Annotated in this window: 19 protein-coding genes; 12 read left to right on the top strand and 7 right to left on the bottom strand. The window is 63.7% G+C overall.

The features are described from left to right. Positions 1-19: 19 nt before the first annotated feature. Positions 20-511, bottom strand: a complete 492-nt coding sequence (locus NDB2M4_RS19165) for a hypothetical protein (protein ID WP_072377936.1) — start codon at positions 509-511, stop codon at positions 20-22. A gap of 80 nt (positions 512-591) precedes the next feature. On the opposite strand from NDB2M4_RS19165, the gene NDB2M4_RS19160 reads away from it, so the two are divergent. The 4 genes from NDB2M4_RS19160 (at position 592) to NDB2M4_RS19145 (ending at position 4,420) form a co-directional block, all read left to right on the top strand. Next, positions 592-894, top strand: coding sequence for a putative quinol monooxygenase (locus NDB2M4_RS19160; protein WP_072377934.1), 303 nt, complete (start codon positions 592-594; stop codon positions 892-894). A 109-nt stretch (positions 895-1,003) separates the two neighbouring features. Next, a complete protein-coding gene (locus NDB2M4_RS19155; protein WP_072377931.1) occupies positions 1,004-2,413 on the top strand; it encodes a malonyl-CoA decarboxylase domain-containing protein in 1,410 nt (469 codons plus the stop codon). 140 nt (positions 2,414-2,553) lie between these two features. After that, complete coding sequence (locus NDB2M4_RS19150; RefSeq protein WP_072377929.1) at positions 2,554-3,537, top strand: KPN_02809 family neutral zinc metallopeptidase; 984 nt, start codon at positions 2,554-2,556, stop codon at positions 3,535-3,537. 91 nt (positions 3,538-3,628) lie between these two features. Next, positions 3,629-4,420, top strand: a complete 792-nt coding sequence (locus NDB2M4_RS19145; protein ID WP_072377927.1) for a neutral zinc metallopeptidase — start codon at positions 3,629-3,631, stop codon at positions 4,418-4,420. A gap of 111 nt (positions 4,421-4,531) precedes the next feature. On the opposite strand, the gene NDB2M4_RS19140 is transcribed toward NDB2M4_RS19145, so the two are convergent. Further along, the gene (locus tag NDB2M4_RS19140) at positions 4,532-5,257 is read right to left on the bottom strand and encodes a hypothetical protein (RefSeq protein ID WP_072377925.1); all 726 of its coding nucleotides are present in this window, start codon (positions 5,255-5,257) and stop codon (positions 4,532-4,534) included. A 405-nt stretch (positions 5,258-5,662) separates the two neighbouring features. Here NDB2M4_RS19140 and glmU point away from each other — a divergent pair, with 405 nt between their 5' ends. From glmU to NDB2M4_RS19120, 4 genes are all read left to right on the top strand, one after another. Further along, on the top strand, positions 5,663-7,018 hold the full coding sequence (glmU, locus tag NDB2M4_RS19135) for a bifunctional UDP-N-acetylglucosamine diphosphorylase/glucosamine-1-phosphate N-acetyltransferase GlmU (RefSeq protein WP_072377923.1): 1,356 nt from the start codon (positions 5,663-5,665) through the stop codon (positions 7,016-7,018). A 126-nt stretch (positions 7,019-7,144) separates the two neighbouring features. Further along, positions 7,145-8,965 carry a glutamine--fructose-6-phosphate transaminase (isomerizing) gene (gene glmS / locus NDB2M4_RS19130; RefSeq protein ID WP_072377921.1) on the top strand — a complete coding sequence of 607 codons (1,821 nt, stop codon included), beginning with the start codon at positions 7,145-7,147 and terminating at the stop codon, positions 8,963-8,965. A gap of 105 nt (positions 8,966-9,070) precedes the next feature. Then, the gene (locus NDB2M4_RS19125) at positions 9,071-10,111 is read left to right on the top strand and encodes an SPOR domain-containing protein (RefSeq protein ID WP_072377919.1); all 1,041 of its coding nucleotides are present in this window, start codon (positions 9,071-9,073) and stop codon (positions 10,109-10,111) included. 173 nt (positions 10,112-10,284) lie between these two features. Then, complete coding sequence (locus NDB2M4_RS19120; protein WP_083556605.1) at positions 10,285-11,082, top strand: DUF502 domain-containing protein; 798 nt, start codon at positions 10,285-10,287, stop codon at positions 11,080-11,082. Positions 11,083-11,148: 66 nt separating this feature from the next. Here the strand turns inward: NDB2M4_RS19120 and recG are convergent, their stop codons facing one another. Next, positions 11,149-13,266 (bottom strand): ATP-dependent DNA helicase RecG, encoded by a 2,118-nt coding sequence (gene recG / locus NDB2M4_RS19115; RefSeq protein WP_072377917.1) that lies wholly within the window; start codon positions 13,264-13,266, stop codon positions 11,149-11,151. A 220-nt stretch (positions 13,267-13,486) separates the two neighbouring features. On the opposite strand from recG, the gene NDB2M4_RS19110 reads away from it, so the two are divergent. The 3 genes from NDB2M4_RS19110 to NDB2M4_RS19100 all read left to right on the top strand — a co-directional run bounded on the left by NDB2M4_RS19110 (position 13,487) and on the right by NDB2M4_RS19100 (position 18,177). Beyond that, positions 13,487-13,786 carry an FAD assembly factor SdhE gene (locus tag NDB2M4_RS19110; RefSeq protein ID WP_072377915.1) on the top strand — a complete coding sequence of 100 codons (300 nt, stop codon included), beginning with the start codon at positions 13,487-13,489 and terminating at the stop codon, positions 13,784-13,786. Then, positions 13,783-17,274, top strand: a complete 3,492-nt coding sequence (gene mfd, locus NDB2M4_RS19105; RefSeq protein ID WP_072377913.1) for a transcription-repair coupling factor — start codon at positions 13,783-13,785, stop codon at positions 17,272-17,274. The genes NDB2M4_RS19110 and mfd overlap by 4 nt, the downstream gene beginning before the upstream one ends. A 102-nt stretch (positions 17,275-17,376) precedes the next feature. Beyond that, positions 17,377-18,177, top strand: a complete 801-nt coding sequence (locus tag NDB2M4_RS19100) for an outer membrane protein (protein ID WP_072377911.1) — start codon at positions 17,377-17,379, stop codon at positions 18,175-18,177. A 1-nt stretch (position 18,178) separates the two neighbouring features. Here NDB2M4_RS19100 and NDB2M4_RS19095 read toward each other — a convergent pair whose 3' ends face one another. Together NDB2M4_RS19095 and NDB2M4_RS19090 are read right to left on the bottom strand one after the other, a co-directional pair. Next, a complete protein-coding gene (locus NDB2M4_RS19095; protein ID WP_072377909.1) occupies positions 18,179-19,729 on the bottom strand; it encodes a class I adenylate-forming enzyme family protein in 1,551 nt (516 codons plus the stop codon). Beyond that, the gene (locus tag NDB2M4_RS19090; protein WP_072377907.1) at positions 19,726-21,516 is read right to left on the bottom strand and encodes an extracellular solute-binding protein; all 1,791 of its coding nucleotides are present in this window, start codon (positions 21,514-21,516) and stop codon (positions 19,726-19,728) included. Before NDB2M4_RS19090 ends, NDB2M4_RS19095 begins: the two co-directional genes overlap by 4 nt. Before the next feature lie 309 nt (positions 21,517-21,825). Here NDB2M4_RS19090 and NDB2M4_RS19085 point away from each other — a divergent pair, with 309 nt between their 5' ends. After that, positions 21,826-22,662, top strand: coding sequence for an invasion associated locus B family protein (locus NDB2M4_RS19085; RefSeq protein ID WP_083556601.1), 837 nt, complete (start codon positions 21,826-21,828; stop codon positions 22,660-22,662). A gap of 98 nt (positions 22,663-22,760) precedes the next feature. Here NDB2M4_RS19085 and hspQ read toward each other — a convergent pair whose 3' ends face one another. Both hspQ and NDB2M4_RS19075 read right to left on the bottom strand, forming a co-directional pair. Continuing rightward, a complete protein-coding gene (hspQ, locus tag NDB2M4_RS19080) occupies positions 22,761-23,093 on the bottom strand; it encodes a heat shock protein HspQ (RefSeq protein WP_072378349.1) in 333 nt (110 codons plus the stop codon). Positions 23,094-23,196: 103 nt separating this feature from the next. Next, positions 23,197-24,252, bottom strand: a complete 1,056-nt coding sequence (locus NDB2M4_RS19075; protein ID WP_072377905.1) for an HpcH/HpaI aldolase/citrate lyase family protein — start codon at positions 24,250-24,252, stop codon at positions 23,197-23,199. Positions 24,253-24,263: the final 11 nt, after the last annotated feature.

Raw genomic sequence — 24,263 nt, 5'->3', positions numbered from 1 at the left:
GATGTTCCTGGCGGGTGTGTCAGGCGCCGAGGGACTTTCGCACCTCGAAGACTTCCATGATGCGCGCGCCGCGATGGGGGCCGTCACACACGAAGGTCCAGCGGCCTTCTGTGTAGGTGTCACACATCTTGACCCCCTTCACGAGGATCCAGTGGCCTTCCTTGCCTTTGTGCACGGCGAGGATGTAGTGGGTCCAGACGTTGCGCGGCTTCTGCATCCACGTCCACAGCGTCGGCCGCTCCTTGCGCGGCTTGGCCATGAACGTCTCCTTGAGCGTCATGTCGTAGCCGAACTGGGCGAGCGCGGCGCCGACTTCATCGGCAGCGGTGCCTTTGACGACGCTTTTGCGTGGCGCGTTGCGCTCAAAGCGGATGGCGTCCTCGATCTTGGAGATCGGATAGCCGGTGATGGCGGATAAGACGTACGGACCGCAGAAGGCCGTACGGCCGGTATCGTTTCGGGCCTCCGAGAGGCTCGATGTCATGCGGTCGCAGCCAGAAAAACTGTCCATAAGCAGCCCCATGCGATGGTTAATGAAATGTCAGCGCAAGAGGTTTACGAAGGGTTAACGAGCGTCATAGGGGAATGCAAATGCTGGTGGTCGTCGTCTTCCTGGAGGCCGAGCCCGGACGCAAGGAGGAGCTGCGCGACGCCTTGCTCCGGCATGCAAGGATCTGCCGCGAGAGCGAGGAGAGCTGCCACCGGTATGACATCTCGGCGGACCCGATAGAGGGCGCAGCGTTCCTGCTGTACCAGATCTATGCCGACGAAGCGGCGTATCTGGCTCACCGCGAGCTGCCGCACTATGCCGATTTCCGCATCATCACGGACCCCTGGGTAAAATCGCGGCGCGTGCTCACCTATGAGGCTGTAAGTCTTTCCGATGACATGTGAGCGGAAAGCGCGATCCGTGCGTTAGGTGTGTGCGCACGTGTTGCAGTCTCGTTGGTTGTAATATCGGGCTATCGTCAGCTTTTCAGTCCGAGGCAGAAGGACCAGACTCTTGAACGTTTCGTTTCTCCAAGAGCTGCTGAGCTCGGTTGCCGAGCAAGGCCGATCGCTGCTGCCGAAGGCGCTGTTTGGGAACGCGGGCAGCGAAAACATCGAGGAGTTGTCGACAGCGCTGCTATCGGGGCGCGGCGAAGCATCAGGCGTTGCCATCGCGCGCGCGGTGCTGGACCGCTACGCCCAGCTCGATGCTGAGCAGCGATTGGCATTCTTCCGGTTTCTTGCGCGCGACATGCAGCCGGATCCGGCGTTGGTGGCGGAAGCTGCGCGCGAGCACCTGGAATCGTGTTCCGACGCGAGTATGGCCAAGCTGCAGAAGGCGTTGGAAAGCCCACGCATGGAGTTCTTTCGGCGGTTGCATCTGACGCCCGGCGCGACGCCCGAGATCGTCGGCATGCGGCGCGACCTTCTGCGGCTGCTGCGCGATGAACCATCGCTGGTCCCAGTCGACGCGGACTTGAGGCGCCTGTTCTATGTCTGGTTCAACCGGGGCTTTCTGGTTCTGAGGCGGATCGACTGGAACACGCCGGCGGCGATCTTGGAAAAGATCATCCACTATGAGGCGGTGCACGAGATCCAGGGCTGGGACGACCTGCGGCGCCGTCTCGATCCGACTGACCGGCGCTGCTTCGCGTTCTTCCATCCTTCACTGATCGATGAGCCCCTGGTGTTCGTCGAGGTGGCCCTGCTGCGCGACATCCCCGATGCGATCGGTGTCGTGCTAGAGGAGCCGCACGCGGAAGGGCCAGGCAAGCCGCCGACGACGGCGGTGTTCTATTCGATCTCGAATTGCCAGGAGGGGCTCAAGGGCATCTCGTTCGGCAACTTCCTGCTGAAGCAGGTGGTCGAGGAACTGATGCGGGAAACGCCAAGCCTGAAGAATTTCGTGACGCTCTCTCCGGTGCCGCAGTTCGCAGCCTGGCTCGAGAAGGCGGCCAAGCAGGAGAACCACCCGATCGCAGATGAGGCGCAGGGGCTGCTGGAAGCAATCCAGCGGTCGGACTGGCCGAACGGGACGGATGAAGCCGAGCAGACGGCGATCGAGACCTCGATGATGGCGCTGGCGGCGCATTATTTTCTTGCGGCCAAGGGCTTCGATGGACGGCCGGTCGATCCGGTGGCGCGGTTCCACCTCGGCAACGGGGCGCGGCTCGAGCGCATCAACTTCCTGGGCGATCCGTCCGAGAAGGGCCTGCGCGAAGCCTGGGGCCTGATGGTGAATTATCGCTACGATCCCAAGGAGATCGAGAGCAACCATGAGGATTACGCCAATTCCGGCTTGGTGGCGGCTTCGCGCGCGGTGCGAGCCATGTTGAAGCTCAAGCCGAAGATGCGTGCGCTCGCTGGCGATGCAGCCACGCAGGCCGCGCTGCCCCCACCCCAGCCCGAGAGAGCTGAAGGCTAGGCTCTGGCGTATTCCAGTCCCGTTCCACGACCGCCACTTGTCACTCGTCGTGCGGACCGGGCACAATGCGTATCGCGAGCGGTCTGACGGCGGCTGCCCGTAAGTTACGCAAGAACCGTTGAGACACCCGGAGATGCGCCATGCGCTATGGTGATGAGGACCGCGAAAGCAACAACGTCGAGGACCGGCGCGGGCAGCGCGGGCCTTCGTTTCGCTTTCCGGGCGGTTTTCCGGGTGGCGGGAATGGCACGCGCATCCAGATTCCGATTGGTGGCGGAGGCGGGATCAGCCTCGGGACGCTGGTGATCATCGGTGTGATCTTGCTGTTCCTTGGGATCAATCCGCTGGATCTGCTGAGAGAAGGGCAGTTCCCGGATGTTCCGCAGATGCCGCAGACTGAGGTGCCGAAGTCGCCTGGCCGGCAGGCAAGCCGCGGGCCTGACATTCCCGGCCTGCCGGGTGGCACTCAGGTCAGCACTCCTGATGACATGAAGCGGTTCGTGTCGCAGGTGCTGGCCGACACGGAAGACGTGTGGGGCAAGGTCTTCAACAGCTTCGGGCGTCGCTATAGCGAGCCGCAGATGGTGCTGTTCAGCGGCGCGACGCGCACCGCTTGTGGCACGGGCGTATCGCAGATGGGCCCGTTCTACTGTCCGCTGGATCGCAAGATCTACATCGACCTGTCCTTCTACGACATGATGAAGCGGAAGTTCGACGCGCCTGGTGATTTTGCTCAGGCATACGTAATCGCCCACGAGGTGGGCCATCACGTACAAAAGCTGCTCGGCATCGCGGACAAGGTGCAGGAGCTGAAGACGCAGTCGGGCGAGCGTGATTCAAACGCGCTGCAGGTGCGCATGGAGTTGCAGGCGGATTGCCTTGCGGGCGTCTGGGCGAACCTCAACGACCAAGTGAAGAACCGGTTGCAGCCGGGTGATGTCGAAGAGGGGCTCAACGCGGCGAGCCAGATCGGCGACGATATGATTCAGCGCCGTACTCAGGGGCAGGTTGTGCCCGATGCTTTCACGCACGGCAGCTCGGAGCAGCGGGTGCGGTGGTTCAAGAAAGGTCTCGAAGGGGGCGATATCGCTCGTTGCGATACCTTCAATACGAACGATCTTTGATGTTCGGTCGAAGAAAGTTGTCCGGCTGAATAGGGGGATCGGCAACCGTTGGGCATATATTGGAGTTACGCTGCTTAAAAGGGCTCGCTCCATGAAGCAACCGAAGCGGATAATCGCACCGTTTGCGGCCGTGCTGGCTGGGGTCAGCGGGTTGAGCATTGCCGCTCGCTCTGCTGAGGGACCGCCGCCGGGCTCGATGGAAGTCACCATCACCGACAATGCGCCTGACACCGGCGCGCCGCTCCCTGAACTCAAGCTGCGGGCGGTTGTGACCCGCGCGCTCGTCGATTCCGTCGCGACTTGGAGCCGTCTTTTGGAGGGGCGCGGGCCGGAGGTCGCGTCGGTGAACGTGCGCTTCGTTTCCCGGCTGGCCCCGAATAACTGCTACGGCCTCTATACCGGAGACGGTCCGGCCTACTGCAGCGGCAATCATACAATCTTCGTTGGCACCGCTGCCGCGCAAGGCCTGATGAGCAAGTTTGGAAAGCAGGGCGAGGCCGGGATCACGTTCCTGATCGGCCATGAAATCGGCCATCACATTCAGAATCTGGATGGGCGGTTTTTCGCATTGAGCCGCGCGATCAGGGCGGATCCGGAACAGGCGACCGAGTACGTGCGCCGGTTCGAGCTGCAGGCTGACTGCTACGCCGGCGTTTGGGTGCACGACAGTCCGGCATGGGCGGGATCGGATCAATTCCGCGCGGACCTGCTGGCGGTGCTGTTCGATATTGGTGACGACCAGCTGCTGGCCGGCCGTCCGGCTGATGCCATCCGCGAGGTGGGCCTGCACGGGACGACGGAGCAGCGGACGCGATGGTTTCTGCGTGGCGCACAGACGGGCGATATTGCGGCTTGCGATACGTTTGCAATCGCTCAGCCTTAAGCGCGCGCGACGCGGGCGAGACCGGTTCTGCACCCCTTTAAAAACGAATGACGCTCCGGACCTTTCAGATCCGGAGCGTCATGTTGTGTTTAGCCGCGGTGCGGGACGGGATCAGAAGGAGTTGCCCCGGAACTGGCTGACTTCGCACGCCATACCGCGGTCGCTCATGACTTTGCAGACGGCCTTGGCGTCGGCGATGGTCGGAAGCGGACCAGCGACGAGACCGTAGGTGCGCTCGTTGTCCTTGCCGGATACGACATAGCGCGGGTGCAGTGAGCGAACCGTGTCGGAAGCGCGGTCGTTGAGGATCGACCAGCTCAGGCGCAGGGCGTCGAGCGAGGGGCCGGTGGCGAGAAGCACTCCGACCTCCGGTGGCTTCGCGGCTGCTGCGGGCTTTTTCGTTTCAATGCTGCCGGTCTCGATGGTGGTGGCGGCGGCGGGCTTCTTGGCAGGCGCGGTAGCCGTCTTGGCAGGCTTTGCTGCGGCGGCAGCCTTTTCAGCGGCCAGACGTTCGAGCGTCTCCAGCTTTTCCATGAGGATGCGGTCGCGCTCGGCGGCTTCATCGAGGCCCGCCTTGAAGCTGGCGAGATCGGCTTTGACTTCGCCAACACCCTGCTTCAGCGGATCGATGTCGGCGAGCGCGCGCTCGACGGTTCGCTGGGTTTCGACCAGTGCCGTCTGAGTTTGGTCCGGTTTGGACTTCCACATAGCGATGAGGTCCGGGCGGACGCCCAGGAAGACAAGATAGGCACCCGCCAGCGTTGCTGCGAGCAGGTACAGCAGAACGTAGGGGGTGAATGTGCGGCGCCGCGCCGGGCCGATGGAGTCCACAGACATTCTTTCAGCTTCCACTGTTTTGAACGCGGCACAGGGCCTGAACTGGGGCCGGCCTGGCGTTGAACCGATGCGATTCTGACGCGGCCTCGCCGGGAATGACGACCGGAGAGTCGGTGAGTCGCGGGCGGGGAGCAACGCAGGGGGTTAGCAGCAGGCGGTGCTGCCTGTGGACGGAATCGATGCCCGGCACAAGCTATTGAAATTAAACCGTCTAGGAGCGGGTCTGTGCCAGCTTGGCCACAGCTCATGCACCGGGGACAGCAACACCGATGGACACATTTGCGCCGTCTTGTTGGGCGGAGCCTGCCGCTGGTATACAAGGCTGGTGATGCCTTCCCGTGCGAGTGGCGCCTTGTTGCGTAGCTGAGCCGATCCATTCCCATCATCAACAAAGTCGAGAATTCGATGAGCCCTCGCCCCTTGCTCGTTGTCGTCCTCGCGGCCGGTCAGGGCACGCGCATGAAATCGGCGCTGCCGAAGGTGCTGCACAAGATCGGCGGGCGGTCGATGCTGGGTCACGTCATAGCCGCCGCGCAGTCCTTAGAGGCCGATGCCTTGTCGGTGGTGGTCGGGCCGGGAATGGACAAGGTGCGGGCGGAGGCCGTGGCGCAAGAGCCTGCCGCCCGGGTGTTCGTGCAGGAGAAGCAGCAGGGAACTGCCGATGCCGTGCTGGCGGCGCGCGAGGCGCTGGCGGCGCATAAGGGTGACGTGCTCGTTCTTTATGCCGACACGCCGCTGCTGCCGCCTGAGACGCTTCGCGCATTGCGCGCACGCCTCGATGCCGGCGCCGGCATAGCGGTGCTGGGTTTCGAGGCGAAGGATCCGGCCGGTTACGGCCGCCTCCTGACCGATGGCGATGGCTGGCTGACAGCGATCCGCGAAGAGAAGGATGCGAGCGAAGCTGAGCGGGCTGTGCGCCTGTGCAATTCGGGCGTGATGGCATTCCGGCTCGACGATGTGCTGGGTGTGCTCACCCGTATCGGCAACAACAACGCCAAGGGCGAATACTATCTCACCGATGCCGTCGAGATCGCGCGCGCGTTCGGGGCGAAAGCCGCTGTGGTCACATGCGCAGAAGAGGATGTGCTGGGCGTCAACTCGCGCGACCAGCTCGCAGTGGCCGAAGGGATCTTCCAGAAGCGCGCGCGGCTTGCGGCCATGCGCGAGGGTGTGACGATGATTGCGCCCGAAACGGTCTGGCTGTCGTATGACACCAAACTGGGTCGAGACGTGGTGATCCAGCCGAACGTGTTTTTCGGTCCGGGTGTCAGCGTCGACGACGATGCGGAGATTCTCGCCAATTGCCATTTTGAACGCGCGCACATCGGCAAGGGTGCACGCGTGGGACCGTTCTCGCGTCTGCGCCCGGGGGCCGATATCGGGCCTGATGCGCACGTCGGCAACTTCGTGGAGTTGAAGAACGCGCAACTTGGGAAGGGCGCGAAGGCGAACCACCTGTCGTACCTGGGAGACGGCAGCATCGGTGCGGGGGCGAACATCGGGGCCGGGACTATCTTCTGCAACTACGATGGCTTCTTCAAACACCGCACCGAGATCGGCGAAGGGGCGTTCGTCGGGTCGAATACGTCGCTGGTCGCCCCTTTGAAAGTTGGGGCCGGCGCCTATATCGGCTCAGGCAGCGTCATCACGAAGGACGTGGCAGCAGATGCCCTTGCGCTAGAGCGCTCGCCGCAGGACGAGCGGCCCGGGTGGGCGGCCAAGTTCCGGGCGATGATGGCGAAGCGGAAGGCAAAGACTTGATTAAGGATAGTGCAGCGCCCGGGCGGCTGGAGTGACCGAAAATCGCAGAAACACTCTGTGATTTGAGGGGCATATTAATCAAACGCTAGCACTATTGGTGCGCGCAAGCTGAAGGATTCGGATCGCATGTGCGGCATCGTCGGAATTATCGGAAACAAAGCGGTTGCTACGGACCTCGTCGACGCCCTGCGCCGGCTCGAGTACCGGGGCTATGACTCGGCGGGCATTGCGACGGTCGAGAACGGCCACCTGGAGCGCCGCCGTGCCGAGGGTAAGCTGCGCAACCTGGAAGGCCGGCTGCTACAGGAGCCGCTGCAAGGGCATACGGGTATCGGGCACACGCGCTGGGCTACGCACGGGCGGCCGACGGAGCGCAATGCTCATCCGCACATGAATGCCAAGGTCTCTGTGGTGCACAACGGCATCATCGAGAACTATCGCGAGCTGAAGGAAGAGCTCGCGGCCAAGGGATATCAATTCGAGAGCGACACCGACACCGAGGTGATCGTCCATGTCGTCACCGACGAGCTGGCCAAGGGTGCGAGCCCTGAAGAGGCAGTGCGTCAGGCGCTGGGGCGACTGCAGGGTGCGTTTGCGCTCGCCATCATCTTTGCCGGTCACGACGACCTGATGATTGCGGCGCGGCAGGGCTCGCCGCTCGCCATCGGTCACGGCACGGGCGAGATGTATCTCGGGTCGGACGCCATCGCGCTCGCGCCGTTTACAGACGCCATCACCTATCTCGAGGAGGGTGATTGGGCGGTGCTGCGGCACTCGGGCGTCGAGATCTATGACCGCGCGGGACAGCGCGTCGATCGTCCGCTGATCAAGTCGGTTGCTTCGTCGTTGCTGGTCGACAAGGGCAATCATCGCCACTTCATGGCGAAAGAGATTCACGAGCAGCCAGAGGTCATCAGCCACACGCTGGCGAACTACATCGACATGGCCGAAGGCACGGTTCGCATTCCCGAGCTGGGTGTCGATCCGGCAGTGCTGCCGCGTGCTACTGTCTCTGCTTGCGGCACGGCGTATTACGCGGGCCTCGTCGGCAAGTACTGGATCGAGCGCTACGCGCGCCTGCCGGTCGAGATCGATGTCGCATCGGAGATGCGCTATCGCGAACCGCCGATGACGAAGGATGGCCTGGCGCTGTTCGTGTCGCAGTCGGGTGAGACGGCGGACACGCTGGCGGTGCTGCGGCACGCGAAGGCGGAGAGCCAGCGCATCGCGGCGGTGGTCAACGTACGCACGTCATCAATTGCGCGCGAGTCGGACATCGTGCTGCCGACGCTGGCCGGCCCCGAGATCGGCGTTGCCTCGACGAAGGCGTTCACCTGCCAGCTGTCGGTACTGGCGTGCCTGGCGCTGGGTTTGGCGAGAGCGCGCGGGACGATCGACCGCGAGAAGGAGCGCCAGTTGGTACAGGCGCTGATCGAGGTGCCGCGGCACATCTCGAACATCCTGCGCAACGAGGAGCAGTACGTCGCCATCGCGCAGATGCTGTCAAAGGCGCGCGACGTGCTCTATCTCGGCCGCGGGACGAGCTATCCGCTGGCGCTGGAAGGCGCGCTGAAGCTGAAAGAGATTTCCTACATTCACGCCGAGGGTTATGCCGCGGGTGAGCTGAAGCATGGCCCGATCGCGCTGATCGACGAGAACGTTCCGGTGATCGTGGTGGCGCCGAAGGACGATCTGTTCGAGAAGACGGTCTCGAACATGCAGGAAGTCGCGACGCGCGGAGGACAGATCATCCTCATTTCTGATGCTGATCCTGAAGAGGTTGGCTGCAAGATCGCGGCGCACATCGCTATGCCGAAGGCGTCTGAGTTCACCAACCCGCTGATTTATGCGGTGCCGGTGCAACTTCTGGCCTATCACACGGCTGTTCTCATGGGGACCGATGTCGATCAGCCACGCAACCTCGCAAAATCGGTCACGGTCGAATAGGGGAAAAGGCTGCCGGCCTTACGGCCCTGGATTTGCCTCGAATTTGAGCTTGGCTTAGGGTCGCCGTTGAGACGGGGCGGATCGAGCAAGCATCAAGGTTCGGATATGGGGGAAAAGTTGCGCACTCTGGCTCTCGTCGCGGGGCTGTTGGCGGTTGCGCTGCCCGCGGCCGTATTTGCTGCTCCCGCGGGTGACGGCGAGGGTGCCGACAAGACCAAGTCTGCGCAGCTCGTTCAGCAGATTTTTGATGGTGGCATCAAGGCTTACGGCGTTGGCAAGTATGAGGAGGCGATGCGCGCTTTCGAAGCTGCCATCCGCACCGGCATGCCGAGCCACCAGATGCCGAGGGTTCTCTATTACCGCGGCCTCACGTTCCGCAAGCTGGGCAAGCCCGGCTTTGCCGTTTCTGACCTCACCAGCGCGCTGTGGCTCAAGGGCGGCCTGTCCGAGGCGGAGCGCGCGGATGCGATGAAGAACCGCGCGCTCGCCTATCAAGAGTCCGGAGTGAGCGAAGTCCCGCCCCTGCCGAAATCGGCCTATGCCGAAGCGCCGGCAATGCCCGGGCAGAGCAACGGTGGCGCCCAGGTCGCCGCGTCGAGCCAGGCGGCGGCACCCGCCGCACCGTCCTCGTCGTCGGGTTCGGGCGGCGGCATCGGCGGTTTCTTCTCGAATCTCTTCGGCGGTGGCTCGTCCAGCGAAAGTGCCGAGCCTGCTCCTGCGAGCACGGCATCGATTGCCAGCACGCCGGCTAGCAGCGGCTGGGGCGCGTCGACGGAAGTCATTCCGAGCGGCGCGGCGGCAAGTGCTGGGCCTTCGGTGGGCTCCGCGTTTGTCACTCAAGTGGCGGCGGTCGAAGAGCCATCAGGGGCTTCCCGTCAGTCGTCGGTTGGGGGATCAGGCGGGATTACGCTGCAGGTGGCCTCGGTGCGGTCGCGTTCGGAGGCCGAATCTCTCGCCGGTCTGCTGGTCGGGCGGCATGGCAGCGAGCTTGGTGGTCGCAAGCCCGCCATCGACGAATCGGTGGTCGGCAGCATGGGCACGTTCTACCGGGTCAGGCTCGGGCCGTTTTCCAATAGCCAGGAGTCCGGTCGGCTGTGCAACTCGCTGCGTTCCGACGGCTTCGATTGCCTAGTCGTCACGGAATAGCGTTGTTAGAGCGCTATATAGCCCGCCATTGCCGAAGCATTAGGCGCTGATCGCTTAGGCTGTGCCCCTTACGCTGGCGGCAAATCCATGGGAAAGTCCCGGAGCCTCAGCCGGCAATACCGCTCCCAACGGATTGGGACGGATGGTGTGGCGTGGGGCGTGTGGGAATATCGATGAGTTCTGCCGATCCACCCAAGGGACCGCAGGAGACCTCGGCCGAGTTGCGCGCGGGCTTGCGCAAGCTGGTACGGGACGATTCCTCCAGCGGATGGCACTTCGGCGCGCGGCTGCGCAACTACTTCCTGACAGGTCTTGTCATCGTCGGCCCAGTGACGATCACGCTTTATTTTGCGTGGTGGTTCATCAATGTCACCGACGCATGGATCAAGCCGTTCGTTCCGGCGGCGTATCTGCCGGACACCTATCTGCCGTTTCCGATTCCGGGGTTTGGTCTGGCGGTCGGCCTCGTTGCGCTGACGCTGATCGGCGCGCTGGCTGCGAACCTCCTCGGGCGCACGCTGATTTCGTTCGGCGAGCAGATGCTGGGCGGTATGCCGATCGTGCGCAACGTCTACAGCGCGCTGAAGCAGATTTTCGAATCCGTGGTGAGCGCTACGGGGCCCGGGCAGACATTCCAGAAGGTCGGCCTCATCGAGTTTCCCAGCAAGGGGCTTTGGTCGATCGTATTCGTCACTGGAGAGACGACGGGTGAGATCGGGCGCGTGATGCCGGGCGGCGATGGCGATCTGCTGACGGTGTTCATGCCGACGGGGATCGTGCCGCCGACGGGCTTCGTGTGCTTCCTGCCGCGCAAGGACGTGGTGTTCCTCGACATGACGATCGAAGACGCGGCGAAGGTGATCATCTCGGCGGGCATGGTGACACCAGAGAGCCAGGCGAAGCTGCGCGAACTTGCCGAGCAGTCGCGGCGCGGGAAGAAAAACAAGAACAAGCCCGCTCCAGTCGCTTAGTGTCATCCGGCTAAGCAACGCGTCCCGCTCGAAAGCCTGCATCGCCCGGGATGACAGAATGAGGTGCTAGGCAGCGCGGAAGAGGCGAACGGCTTCGTCGCACTCGAAGATGTACAGCAGAGTGCGCAAGGCGTTGCCGCGCGGGCTCGACAACATCGGGTCGGAGGAGAGCACGAGGCGGGCGTCATCGCGTGCCGCTTCCAAGAGTTGCTCGAAGCCGGGAACTTCCGCGACGCGGAAGCCGGGTGTTCCGCTCTGGCGTGCTCCAAGAACCTCGCCGCCGCCGCGCAACTGCAGATCCTTCTCGGCGATGAGGAAGCCGTCCTCGGTCTCTTCCATCATTTCGAGGCGCTGGCGCGCGGTCTCTCCAAGCGGGGCCTTGTGCAGCAGCATGCAGAAGCTCTCGCGCGTGCCGCGGCCGACGCGTCCGCGCAACTGGTGAAGCTGGGCGAGGCCGAAGCGCTCGGCGTGCTCGATCACCATGATGTTGGCGTTGGGCACGTTCACCCCGACCTCGATGACCGTGGTGGCGACGAGGATTTTCAGCTGACCTGATGCGAACGCCTCCATGGTGGCGTCCTTGGCCTTGTCCTGCATCGCTCCGTGAAGAAGGCCGACGTTCTCCTTGCCGAATAGCTGCGTCAGGTGAGCATGGCGTTCCTCCGCTGCGGCAAGGTCGGACACGTCCGAGCTTTCGATCAGCGGACAGACCCAGTAGACCTGCGCCCCCTCGGCGAGCTGTGTGCGCAGGCGATCGATGAGCTTTTCCATCGAGTCGGTGGGGAGCTTCTTGGTGACGATCGGTTTGCGGCCGGGGGGTTTCTCATTGAGGCGCGAGACGTCGAGATCGCCATAGTGCGTCATGACGAGGGTGCGCGGGATCGGGGTTGCGGTCATGACCAGAACGCCGGTGCCGGCGCTGCCGCCTTTGGACTGCAGCGACAGGCGCTGATGCACGCCGAAGCGGTGCTGCTCGTCGATGACGGCGAAGGCGAGATCGCGGAAGACCACGTCCGGCTGGAACAGCGCGTGCGTGCCGATGATGATGTCGACGTCACCGGCGGCGAGGCGGGCAAGCAGCTCCTTGCGCGGGCGGCCCTTTTCGCGGCCGGTCAGAAGACCGATGGTGAGACCCGCTTTTTCTGCCAGAGGCGCGATGGTCTCCGCGTGCTGGCGCGCGAGGACTTCGGTCGGTGCCATGAGCGCGGCCTGCGCGCCAGACTCCACCGCGATGGCCATGGCGAGAAGGGCGACGACCGTCTTGCCGGAGCCGACGTCGCCTTGAAGCAGGCGCAGCATGCGGCGCGGCGCGCCCATGTCGGCTTCGATCTCGCGCATGGCTTCGCGTTGCGCGTTGGTGAGTGAGAAGGGGAGCGCGTCAGCAAGCCGGGCGCGCACGCTGCCGTCGCCTCTGACGATGCGGCCGGGGCGCGTCTTATAATTCTGGCGCACCAGGGCGAGCGCGAGCTGACCGGCGAGAAGCTCGTCATAGGCGAGGCGCTGCCATGGGGCCGAGCCGGTCGAAACATCCATAGCGTCGGTGGGTTTGTGCAGGCGCTGCAATGCCTCGCTGAAAGTCGGCCATGCGCGGGCCTGCAACCAGGCCGACTCCTGCCATTCGGGCACCTCGTGCAGGCGCTCCAATGCCTGGCGCGTTGCCTTCTGCACGATCTTGCCAGAGAGGCCGGCGGTGAGCGGATAGACCGGCTCGAGCATCGGCAGGGTGTCGCGCGCTTCCGGCGGTACAATGTAATCGGGATGCGACATCTGCAGTTTCTCGCCGTAGCGCTCGACGCGGCCGGAGACGTAGCGCTCCTCTCCGACGGGAAGCTGGCGTTCGATGAAGGTGCGCTCGGCGTGGAAGAAGACGAGGTCGAGCCTGCCGGTGTCGTCCTCGACGCGCACTTTGTAGGGGGCGCGGTTGTTGCCGCGCGGCGGGGCGAAGTGTTTGAGGATGCGCACCTTAAGGGTGGCGATGGCGCCGGGCACTGCGTCGACGATGGTTGGTTCGGCGCGGCGATCGATGACGCCGGTCGGCATGTGCCAGAGCAGGTCGAGCACGCGCGGCTCGGTGATGCCGGCGGGCAGGTTGACGCACTTGCGCATCAGCACGATCAGTCGCGGCCCGATCCCGGACAGCGACTGCAGGGAAGCGAAGAGCGGCGTCAGCTCGTTGGGCCGCATGGTAGTCAGGGCCTCGGCAAAGCAGCATAAGGGGCGGATAGCGGCCGAAGGATGCCAATCCGTTCAGCCCTTTGCGCAATCGGAAACGGGCGTTATATCAACGTCCCTATCCAGCCGGAGGGTGGCGGCGAGGCCGCGCGCCGTCAAGCCTTGGCGCAGGGTTATCCAAGAGACGGTGGCCTATTCAACAAGCGGCCGCCCATCCTAGAGACGGATACGCATGCAAGACGATCTCCAGATTCGGCGCCGCCGCGCCATCTATCGCGCGTCGCATCGCGGCACCAAGGAGATGGACATCATCCTCGGGCGCTACGCCGAGGCGCGCGTTGCCGAGATGCCCGAGGCCGAGTTGGAGGTGTTCGAGCGGTTCCTTGCGCTGCCCGATCCGATGCTGACGACGTGGTTCTCCCAAGGGGCGGCGTCAGAGGAGGGGGCGGAGTTCGCGCCGCTCGTCGAGGCGCTGCGGGATCACTTCGGGTTGCTGCCTGCAGCTGGCGATAAAGTCGTGGATCGGCAATGACGGCAGAAAAGAAGAACGTGCCGGCGCTGACGATTGCCGGCGTTCCGGAAGGCCTCGATGCGCTGGTGCTGGCGCAGCTCGTCGGCGAGGCGGCAGCAGAGAAGGCACCGGGGACGGTGCTGCACATCGCGCGCGACGATCGGCGCATCGAGGCGCTGGAGCAGGGGCTGTCATTTTTCGCGCCGCAGGTGAAGGTGATCACGTTCCCGGCGTGGGACACGGTGCCTTACGATCGCGTCGGGCCGATGGCGGACATCGTCGCCAAGCGCATGGCGACGCTCGCAAAGCTGGCGCTCGCCTCGCGCAAGCATCCGACCATAGTGCTGACGACGGTCAACGCCGTTCTGCAGCGCGTGCCGCCGCGCGCGTTTATCAAGCAGACAACGAAGGCGATGGCCGCAGGTCAGCGGGTCGACATGGCGCGGCTGACGCAGCGGCTTGCGCGCATGGGCTACACGCGTGCCAGCACGGTGATGGAAGCGGGCGAGTATGCCGTACGCGGCGGCATCCTCGATCTTTTTCCGCCGGGACGTTCCAGCCCGGTGCGGCTCGATTTCTTCGGCGACACGCTGGAGAGCATCAAGGCGTTCGACGTCACGACGCAGCGCACGACCAAGGGTGTGCAGAAGCTGGCGCTGATGCCGGTGAGCGAAGTGGCGTTCGGTGAAGAGGCCGAAAAGCTGTTCCGCACGCGCTACGTCGAGCTGTTCGGCGGTGCGACGGGCGATGATCCGCTGTATGAGGCGGTCAGCTCGGGGCATCGCTATCCAGGTCAGGAGCATTGGCTGCCGCTGTTCCATGAGCACATGGAGACGTTGCTCGACTATCTGCCGGACGTATCGATCAGCTTCGATCATCGCTTCGATGAATCGGCGACAAGCCGGTTCGAGCAGATCGACGAGCACTACGCGGCGCGCCTCGAAGCGCTGGAAGAGCAGCGGTTCGGAGGTCCGCCATACAAGCCTGTGCCGCCTGAGCGGATGTTTCTCGACAGGCATGGCTTTGCCGCATTGATCGCTTCGCGGCGGTCCTATCGGCTGACGCCGTTCGAAGAGGCGGAGGGGCCGCAGGTGCGCTCGTGGCGCGGCCGCGGCGGGCGTACGTTCGCGGCGGAACGCCAGCAGGGCGACGTCAACGTGTTCGATGCGGTGGTCGGGCACATCCGGCGCATTCAGGGTGAGCAGCGGCGCGTGATCGTGACGTCATGGACGCCTGGTGCGCGCGAGCGGCTGGTAACGCTGCTGTCGGATCACGGATTGAAGGACGTGCAGCGCGTAGAATCCTACGCCGAAGCGCTGGCGCTGCCGGGGCACATGACGGGTGTCGGCGTGCTGGGCATGGAACAAGGCTTCGAGACGCCGGAGCTGGCGATTGTCGGCGAGCAGGACATACTCGGCGACCGGCTGGTGCGGCCGCGGCGCAAGCAGCGCTCGGCGGTGGATGTTCTGACGGAAGCGACGAGCCTTTCGGTCGGCGATCTCGTGGTCCATGCCGATCATGGCATCGGGCGGTTTGCGGGACTGAAGACGATCACGGTGCTGAACGCGCCGCACGACTGTCTTGAACTGCACTACGCGGGCGGCGACAAGCTGTTCTTGCCGGTCGAGAACATTGAGCTTTTGTCGCGCTACGGTGCGGATGAATCCGACGCACAACTCGACAAGCTGGGCGGCGTCGCCTGGCAGTCGCGCAAGGCCAAGCTGAAGAAGCGGCTGCGCGAGATCGCTTCGGAGCTGATCAAGATCGCGGCGCTGCGTCAGTTGAAGGAAGCGCCCGCCGTTTCGCCGCCGGAAGGCGCCTACGACGAGTTCGTCGCGCGGTTCCCGTACGAGGAGACGGAGGACCAGGAGACGAGTATCGAGGCGGTGCTCAGCGACCTTGCGACCGGACGTCCGATGGATCGGCTCGTGTGCGGCGACGTTGGCTTCGGCAAGACGGAGGTGGCGCTGCGCGCAGCGTTCGTCGGTGCGATGAACGGTATGCAGGTTGCCGTGGTGGTGCCGACCACGCTGCTGTCGCGGCAGCACTTCAAGACCTTCACCGATCGTTTCAAGGGGTTGCCCATTCGCGTCGCGCAGGCCTCGCGCTTGGTCGGCACCAAGGAACTCGCCGACGTGAAGGAGGGGCTGAAGAACGGCACCATCGACATCGTCGTCGGCACGCACGCGCTACTCGGCAAGTCGATCGAGTTCAAGCGGCTCGGCATGCTGATCATCGACGAGGAACAGCACTTCGGCGTCGGGCATAAGGAGAGGCTGAAGAAGCTGCGTGAGGACGTGCACGTGCTGACGCTGTCGGCCACGCCGATCCCGCGCACGCTGCAGCTGGCCCTTACTGGCGTCAGGGAGCTGTCGCTGATCACGACGCCGCCGGTCGATCGTCTGGCGGTGCGCACGTATATCTCGCCGTTCGATCCGGTGATCATTCGCGACGCGCTGCGTCGTGAGCGGTATCGCGGCGGGCAGAGCTTTTATGTTGCTCCGCGCATCTCCGATCTCGACGAGATCGCCGATTTCCTGCGCGAGGCCGTGCCGGAGCTGACGTTTGCACGCGCCACGGGACAGCTTACGCCGGGCGAACTGGAAGACGTGATGACGGCGTTCTACGACGGCAAGTACGATATCCTGTTGTCGACGGCGATCGTTGAATCCGGTCTCGACCTTCCGAATGCGAACACGCTGATCGTGCACCGCGCGGACATCTTCGGCCTGGCGCAGCTCTATCAGTTGCGCGGCCGTGTCGGCCGCTCGAAGGCGCGTGCTTACGCTTACTTCACGACGCCCGTGGGCAAGGCGCTGACGGAAGCGGCGGATAAGCGACTGAAGGTGCTGCAATCGCTCGATACGCTGGGGGCCGGGTTCTCGCTCGCTTCGCACGATCTCGATATCCGCGGTGCGGGCAACCTGCTGGGCGAGGAACAGTCAGGACACATCCGCGAGGTCGGGTTCGAGCTCTATCAGTCGATGCTGGAGGAAGCCGTCGCTTCGATGAAGGGTGGCGATCTGGAAGTTGCCGACGATCAATGGAGCCCGACCATCTCGCTCGGCACATCCGTGCTCATTCCGGAGACGTACGTCGCGGATCTGCAGCTTCGACTGGGGCTTTATCGCCGGCTGTCGACGCTGGAAACGCGCGAGGAGATCGACAACTTCGCGTCCGAGCTGATCGATCGGTTCGGGCCTCTCCCTGAAGAGGTCGAGCATCTTCTCGACGTGATGGAGATCAAGGCGCTGTGCCGTCAGGCGGGCGTGGCGCAGGTCGATGCGGGTCCGCGCGGTGCAGTCGTCGGGTTCCACCGCGGGCAGTTCGCCAATCCGGAGGGGTTGGTGCAGTTCGTCACCGCGTCTCGTGGTTTGATCAAGGTGCAGCCGGACCAGAAGCTGGTGTTCCGCGCCGAGTGGGATCTGCCCAGCGACCGCCTCAAAGGCGTGCGTGGCTTCGTTGGTCAGCTGGCTGCGGTTGCCGCCAAAGCAAAGCAGGCCGCTTAGCTCGATCCGATTTACGCCGACTCGCGGTATGAGCAGTGCACTGAAGCTCATATCGGTCGGGGAGCAGCGGTGAAGGCTACTTTTCAAGTCTTGGCAACCGCATTGGTTGCCAGCGCTGCGCTTAGTGCTGCTCGCGCAGACGGGTACGAGCCAACGGTTGTCCGCACGGCAGGCGAGGCAGCTTTTTCGGGGCCGTATATTGGTCTCAATGCTGGCGCGGCCTGGGGATCCTCCAGCTACGCGACGAACCCTGGATGCCCGTTCTCCACTTTTGCTGTCTTTTGCGATTCGGGAGAGCCTTCGCGCGCGAACGGTCCCGCCGTAGCGCAGTCGGGCAGCGGCGATCTATCAAGCAGCGGTTTCACCGGCATTCAAGGCGGCTACAACTGGCAGGTCGGGCGGATCGTGTTCGGCGGTGAGGGCGATTTTGGCGCTTTCAACCTCGGCAAGTCGGTGAGCCGGAGCGGTACCTTCCCAGTTTCATTCCTCGGCAACGCCTACACGCTCGATGAGAGCATGTCGACGGACTGGCTGATTACGTTGCGCGGCCGGTTGGGTTTCACCGTTACGCCATCGTTGATGCTGTATGGCACGGTCGGCGTGGCGCTGACGGATTTCAAGTTTTCGAGCAGCTACAGCGACAACGCTATCGACAGCACTTTTCCGGGCGGTACCGGATCATTGAGTGTTTCGAATGTGCTGACGGGTTGGACGATCGGCGGCGGCGGCGAATGGCTGCTGAACGACCGGTGGTCGATCAAGGGCGAATATCTCTACGTCGATTTCGGCTCGACCAATATGCCTGTGGCTTTGAGCAACACAGAAGACTACAGGCAAACGATGTGGGTCGATGCCGATCTGTCCGCGCAAGTTGCCCGAGTGGGCATCAACTATCGTCCGTAGTTCAGGTTGCGGGCGACACCTGCGGCAGGTGCAGCGCGGAGCGCTTGATCTTGCCGTTGGCGGTCCGTGGCAGCGCGTCGACGAATACGATGGCGCGCGGACGCTTGTAGCCGGCGAGCCGTTCGGCGGCGAAGCTTTCTATTTGTGCGCTGTCCTGCGGCGCACCGGGGTGCAGCACGACGAACGCGGCAATAACGCTGACATCTGCACGGACCCGGGCTTCGGCACAGGCGACTTCGGCGATGGCCGGGTGCTGAGCCAGCACGGCTTCGACCTCGAGCGGCGAAACGCGATATCCGAGAGCCTTCATCAGGTCGTTGGCGCGGCCTTGGTGGAATACGTAGCCGTCAGCATCGATCGTTGCGAGGTCTCCGCCGATGAACCATTCGCCGCGATAGACTTGGGCTTCCTCCTCGGGGCGCTTCCAATAGCCAAGCATCAGCCCGGGATCGGAGCGGTGCACGGCGAGCATGCCTTCCTCGCCGGGGCGCAGCGGGGTGTCTCCACCTTCAATGGGCAGGATGGCGATACGTCGTCCGGGCTGGGCGCGGCCAACGGCGCCGTCTCGCCGTGGCGTCTCGGGCCCACTGGAAACGTAGGTGGAAATTTCGCTCATGCCGAGCGCTTCATAGAGGGGGCGGCCGGTGCGCTGCTCCCATTCGTCGAAGAGGCGTGACGGCGGGCTTTCGCCGGCCATCAGGCCGTGCCGCAGGGCGCCGAGATCGGACGGCGACGGGTTGGCGTATTTCAGCATCTGGCGGTAGACGCCGGGTACCCCGGCAAACAGCGTTGCGCCGGTCTCGGCGATGAGGCGCGGCCAGAGCGCGGGATCCTTCTCGCCGGTGTAGATGATCGAGGTCGCGCCATTGGCCCAAGGGTCTGTGAGGCCGGTGCCGAGCGTGAAGGTCCAATTGAAGGCGCCCGCATGCAGCATGCGGTCATCCGCTCCAATGCCGTACCAGCCGCGATACATCGGGCGGCGGCCGAAGGCGGCGCGTTGCGAGTGCAGCACGCCTTTGGGAGAGGCCGTCGTGCCGGACGTGTAGATGAGGAAGGCTGGATCATCGGCGGCAGTGTCGGCGTAGTCGGCGCGCGGCGATTCCCGCAGCATGCGAGCGATTTCATCGGCGGTGAAGACGCGCAGTCCACCGGGGAGATCGTGCAGCGGCAAGTCATCGGCAAGCGCGATGGCTTCGGCGCCGCTGTCCTGCAGCAGAAAGCGCACCTCGGGATCTGTGAGCTGCGTCGAGGTTGGAAGCGGCACGAAACCGCCTGCGATGGCACCAAAGAAGAGCAAGGCGTAGGCGCTGGTGTTGTCGAGGCGAATGAGTATGCGCGCGCCGGGGCGCAGGCCTGCCTGGCGCAGTCCACCTGCAATGCGAAGAACGGCATCTTCGATAGCGGCGAAGGTCCACAGCTCGGCCGGCTGTGCGGCGCTCACATCGTCGATGACGATCAACGCGGGCGCAGTGGCGCGTCTGCTGGCAGCGCGGCCGATGGCGTACGCGGCCATGTTGAAACGGGGTGGCAGAAGGTCGGGAGTGGTCGTCATTTCTTATCCGTCGCCCACCAGCTGTCGACGTTGTAGCCGAAGAGCGGTGTCTTCTCTGGATGGTGCAGCCGCGTCCAGAACGCAACCCATTGCTTGGGGATGTAGAACAGCGGGATAACGTAGTCGCCCGACAGAAGCGTGCGATCCAGCGCTCGGACCGCGGATACGAAATCCTGCTCACTCTTGGCGGCGAGCATGGCTTCGATCATGGCATCGACGGCCGCACTTTCGACGCCCGCAAAATTGTACGTCCCCGGAACCTTGGTAGACTGGGCCGACCAGCGGAACAGTTGCTCGTTGCCCGGTGAGAGTGACGACGACCACGTGTTCTGGATCATGTCGTAGTCGTAGTTGGTGAGGCGCTGCTGATACTGCGAGCTGTCGACGACGCGGACATCGACGGAGATGCCCAGGCGTTCGACGTCGCGCCCGAAGGAGAGCAGCAGCGCGGATTGTGCGGTCGAGACGGCGAGGATCTCAAATTCGAGCGGGCGCCCGGTGTCTTTCTGAACAAGTCTGCCGCGCTTCAGCTCGTAGCCTGCTTCCTGCAAGAGCTTGAATGCGTGCTCCTGGTTCTCACGGCTGCGGCCGGAGCCGTCGGTAGTGGGGAAGCGGTACGTTCCTTCCATGATCGCAGGCTTTACAGCGTCCGGGAATGGCGCAAGCAGCTGACGCTCGCGTGCATCGGCAGGATGTCCGGGCGAGGCCAGGATCGAACGCTCGAAGTAACTCTCGGTGCGGCGATAGAGGCCGGCAAAGAGCGTGCGGTTGATCCATTCGAAGTCGAACAAGTAGATAAGCGCCTCGCGCACTCGGGGATCGGCGAAGACGGGGCGGCGTGTATTGAAGACGAGCGCCGTCATGCCGGCTGGAATGCCGATGTCGAATTCCCGCTTTACGGCGCGGCCATCGCGGATCGCCGGGAAGTCGTAACCGTTGGCCCAGCGGCGGGGATCTTCCTCGGGCCACAGATCGATCTGCCCCGTTTTGAAGGCGTCGAACATGGCCGAGCCCTCGCGGTAGTAGTCGAAGCGGATCTCATCGAAGTTGAAGCGTCCGCGGTTCACGGGCAGGTCACGTCCCCAATAATTCGGGTCGCGCACATAGGTGAGGGAGCGGCCAGCGTCGATCTTGCCGATGCGGTATGGGCCTGATCCTACAGGTGCCGTCAGCGACGTCTCCTCGAACGAATAAGGGTTCGTGGCGTGCTTCGGGAGCACGGGCATCAGTCCGATAATGAGTGGGATTTCGCGGTCGCCGGCGGCATCGAGCGTGAAGCGGACATCGTGATCGGAGAGGCGCTCGGACTTTGCCACCTTCGAGAAGTAGGTGCGGTGGTTGGGGCGGCCCTTATCGCGGAGTAGCTCCAGTGAGAAGATTACGTCGTCCGCGGTGATCGGGTGACCGTCGGAGAATTGCGCTTTCGGATTGAGGTGGAACGTGACGGACGAGCCATCCGAGGCGACGTCGATGGTCTCGGCGATCAAGCCATAGAGGGTGAAGGGCTCGTCGAGGCCGCGGGCCATGAGGCTTTCGATGGTGAAGTCGCGAACTCCGGTGACGGGTGTTCCTTTGATGATGAGCGGGTTGACGCTATCGAACGACCCATAGGCGCCGAGCGTCAGCCGCCCGCCCTTCGGCGCTTGAGGATCGACGTAGGAGAAGTGGGTAAAGCCTGGCGCCTCCTTGGGCGTGCCGTGCAGCGCTATCGCGGTGACGGGGTCGGCGCTGACGGCGCTCAGCTGAGCGAAAAGTGCGATGAGGTAAAGCGTCAACCTGTATAGCATTCGGTCTCCGGGCCGCCGCGGTTGCCGCGTGGTGAGGCAATTCTTGGCCTAATATCACAGCTTATTCCTCAAGCTAGCGTGCATGGGGGGCGAAGCTGCGGCCACACCGCGCGTTGCGTGTATGCCACGTCGGCCACAATGCGTGGCCCGAATGCCCGATAGCCTTTTGCAGCGTCACGGGATTGCCGCAATCCGGTTCTTACTGCGGCATCAATGACAGCCGTCGGGGCGTCATAGGGCGCTCTACTGGTGGTCGCCTGCGGAGGGAGGAGCTGGGTGGGCCAGCTCTCTAAAAGAGGTTTGTATTCCATGACAAATAAGGTTGCGCACCTCGTGGACAAGGGGCGGGGCGCCCGCGGGCTGGCAGCAGTGTGCGCCGCGCTGGGTCTCGTTGCCATGGTCGCGAGCTCGCCCGCATCTGCTCAGACGCCTGCTGCCAAGCCGGCCGCGAAGGCCGCTGCTCCGGCAGCCAAGGGTGCAGCCGCTGCTGGGGCCGACAAGAAGAGCGCATGGGTGAAGCTGTGCGAGAAGGCCCCGTTCAATCACAAGGACAAGGACGGCAAGGACGTCAAGGAAGAGAAGAACATCTGCCTGACGCACCACGAGCGTCTCGATGGTTCGACGGGCATGGTGATGGTGTCCGCCGCGATCCGAGAGATCGAAGGCGCGGACAAGAAGAGCCTGATGGTCATGGTGCCGCTCGGCATGGCTCTGCCGCCGGGACTGCGCGCCGCGGTCTACACGAAGGACCAGTGGGCTAAGGCTGCCAAGAACGAGAAGATCGACGAGAAGACCCTGAAGCCGGTGGCGCTTCGCTTTTCGCTTTGCCACGCTGCGGGCTGCACCGCCGAAGTCGAGGCAACCAGCGAAATCGTCGAGCAGATGAAGACTGGTGGCGGCATCATGGTCATCGCCATGAATGCTGGTGCGCAGCCGATCGGCTTCCCGGTTCCGCTCGATGGATTTGCCGAGGCCTATGCTGGTAAGCCGGTCGACAACAAGGAATACGCGAAGGCGCGCGGTCAGCTGATGGCTCAGATCCGCGAGCGTCAGCAGGCTGCACTCGAGAAGTACAAGGCTGAGCAGATGAAGAATCTGCCGACGCCTCCGGCCGGTGCTGCCGCTGCTCCCGCCGCGAAGAAGTAAGCTTCGCCTGACAGCGAGCTGGCTGAATTGAAGAGCCGCCCGGTTGGATGACCGGGCGGCTTTTTCTACTGCGAGGCGTCGCGGCGTACGACAGGCGATTAGTGGGCCTGGAGAAACGTGGCGCGATATCCGCCGTTCTCATCCTCGGTGAACATCTCGGTCAGCTGGGGATGGCGCAACGGCTGACCGCTCTCGTCGGGCAGCAGGTTCTGTTCCGACACGTAGGCGATGTACTCGGTGTCCGCGTTCTCGGCGAGGAGATGGTAGAACGGCTGGTCCTTGTGGGGGCGGATCTTCTCGGGGATCGCAAGCCACCACTCTTCGGTGTTGTCGAACTCCGGATCGATGTCGAAGACGACGCCCCGGAAGGGGTAGAAGCGGTGGCGCACAACCTGCCCCACCGCGAATTTTGCCTGCTTTAGCGTGCCCATCTTTGCGTGCCCGTCCAATCTAATGCCATTCGACGGGAGCGCGGGGGCGATGTCAATCAGAGCGCGCAAAGTCAGTTGACCGGTGCCCGCTCCGAATCGGTGCTTAGAGGCCGTAGGCCGCGGCCTTTTCAGGGTCCTTGGCGGCAACGAGACGGGCCAGGTCGACGATGACTTTGGCCTGTTTCCAGGTGGCGTCGTCCTGCATCTTGCCGTCGATCATTACCGCGCCGGTTCCGTCGGGCATGGCTTCGAGGATGCGCTTGGCGAAGGCGACTTCCTTTTCGTCGGGCGAGAAGACGCGCTTGGCGATGTCGATCTGCGTCGGGTGCAGCGACCAGGCCCCCAGGCAACCCTGGAGGAAAGCGTTGCGGAACTGGGCCTCACAGGCAGCACCATCGGAAAAGTCGCCGAACGGGCCGTAGAACGGTTTCAGGCCATAGGCGAGACAGGCGTCGACCATCTTGCCGACGGTGTAGTGCCAGAGATCCTGCTGATAGAAGGCCCGCGCTGCGCCAGCATCGGAACCGGCGTCGGCAAGGACGCCATAGTCAGGGTGGCCGCCGCCGACGCGGGTCGTCTTCATGCCGCGGGAGGCGGCGAGATCGGCCGGGCCTAGGCTCATGCCATGCATGCGCGGTGAGGCGGCAGCGATGGCTTCGACGTTGTTGACGCCTTCGGCTGTTTCCAGAATGGCGTGGATCAGGATCGGCTTCTTCACGCCATGCCGGGCTTCGAGCTGGGCCAGCAGCTGGTCGAGATAGTGGATGTCCCACGGGCCTTCGACCTTGGGGAGCATGATGACATCGAGCTTGTCGCCGACGGCGGCGACGATCTCTGTGACGTCGTCGAGCATCCAGGGGCTGTTGAGGCAGTTGATACGCGTCCAGAGGCCGGTGGAGCCGAAGTCGTTGTCGCGCGCCATGGCAATGAAGCCGGCGCGGGCGGCCTGCTTCTGGTCGGCAGGGATCGCGTCCTCGAGATTGCCGAGAACGACGTCGACCTGCCCCGCTATGTCTTTGATCTTCGCCCGGATTTTGTCGTTGTGCGGCGGCACGAAGTGAATCATGCGCTCGAGGCGCACGGGGAGTGCGCGATATGGCTCGGGAGCGCCGATTGCTAGCGGCGAATAAAATTTGGCAGGCGTACGGCTGGAGGCCATCGCAAGAATTA

The sequence above is a fragment of the Hyphomicrobium sp. NDB2Meth4 genome (assembly GCF_900117445.1).
Lineage (GTDB): Bacteria > Pseudomonadota > Alphaproteobacteria > Rhizobiales > Hyphomicrobiaceae > Hyphomicrobium_A.
This window is presented reverse-complemented; position numbering and strand designations above follow the sequence as displayed.

What these genes read in the sequence shown, in the direction of transcription:
- NDB2M4_RS19165 (WP_072377936.1), bottom strand. Translation starts at nt 511, where the DNA reads ATGGACAGTTTTTCTGGCTGCGACCGCATGACATCGAGCCTCTCGGAG.
- NDB2M4_RS19160 (WP_072377934.1), top strand. Translation starts at nt 592, where the DNA reads ATGCTGGTGGTCGTCGTCTTCCTGGAGGCCGAGCCCGGACGCAAGGAG.
- NDB2M4_RS19150 (WP_072377929.1), top strand. Translation starts at nt 2,554, where the DNA reads ATGCGCTATGGTGATGAGGACCGCGAAAGCAACAACGTCGAGGACCGG.
- NDB2M4_RS19145 (WP_072377927.1), top strand. Translation starts at nt 3,629, where the DNA reads ATGAAGCAACCGAAGCGGATAATCGCACCGTTTGCGGCCGTGCTGGCT.
- NDB2M4_RS19140 (WP_072377925.1), bottom strand. Translation starts at nt 5,257, where the DNA reads ATGTCTGTGGACTCCATCGGCCCGGCGCGGCGCCGCACATTCACCCCC.
- glmU (WP_072377923.1), top strand. Translation starts at nt 5,663, where the DNA reads ATGAGCCCTCGCCCCTTGCTCGTTGTCGTCCTCGCGGCCGGTCAGGGC.
- glmS (WP_072377921.1), top strand. Translation starts at nt 7,145, where the DNA reads ATGTGCGGCATCGTCGGAATTATCGGAAACAAAGCGGTTGCTACGGAC.
- NDB2M4_RS19125 (WP_072377919.1), top strand. Translation starts at nt 9,071, where the DNA reads ATGGGGGAAAAGTTGCGCACTCTGGCTCTCGTCGCGGGGCTGTTGGCG.
- NDB2M4_RS19120 (WP_083556605.1), top strand. Translation starts at nt 10,285, where the DNA reads ATGAGTTCTGCCGATCCACCCAAGGGACCGCAGGAGACCTCGGCCGAG.
- recG (WP_072377917.1), bottom strand. Translation starts at nt 13,266, where the DNA reads ATGCGGCCCAACGAGCTGACGCCGCTCTTCGCTTCCCTGCAGTCGCTG.
- NDB2M4_RS19110 (WP_072377915.1), top strand. Translation starts at nt 13,487, where the DNA reads ATGCAAGACGATCTCCAGATTCGGCGCCGCCGCGCCATCTATCGCGCG.
- mfd (WP_072377913.1), top strand. Translation starts at nt 13,783, where the DNA reads ATGACGGCAGAAAAGAAGAACGTGCCGGCGCTGACGATTGCCGGCGTT.
- NDB2M4_RS19095 (WP_072377909.1), bottom strand. Translation starts at nt 19,729, where the DNA reads ATGACGACCACTCCCGACCTTCTGCCACCCCGTTTCAACATGGCCGCG.
- NDB2M4_RS19090 (WP_072377907.1), bottom strand. Translation starts at nt 21,516, where the DNA reads ATGCTATACAGGTTGACGCTTTACCTCATCGCACTTTTCGCTCAGCTG.
- NDB2M4_RS19085 (WP_083556601.1), top strand. Translation starts at nt 21,826, where the DNA reads ATGACAAATAAGGTTGCGCACCTCGTGGACAAGGGGCGGGGCGCCCGC.
- hspQ (WP_072378349.1), bottom strand. Translation starts at nt 23,093, where the DNA reads ATGGGCACGCTAAAGCAGGCAAAATTCGCGGTGGGGCAGGTTGTGCGC.
- NDB2M4_RS19075 (WP_072377905.1), bottom strand. Translation starts at nt 24,252, where the DNA reads ATGGCCTCCAGCCGTACGCCTGCCAAATTTTATTCGCCGCTAGCAATC.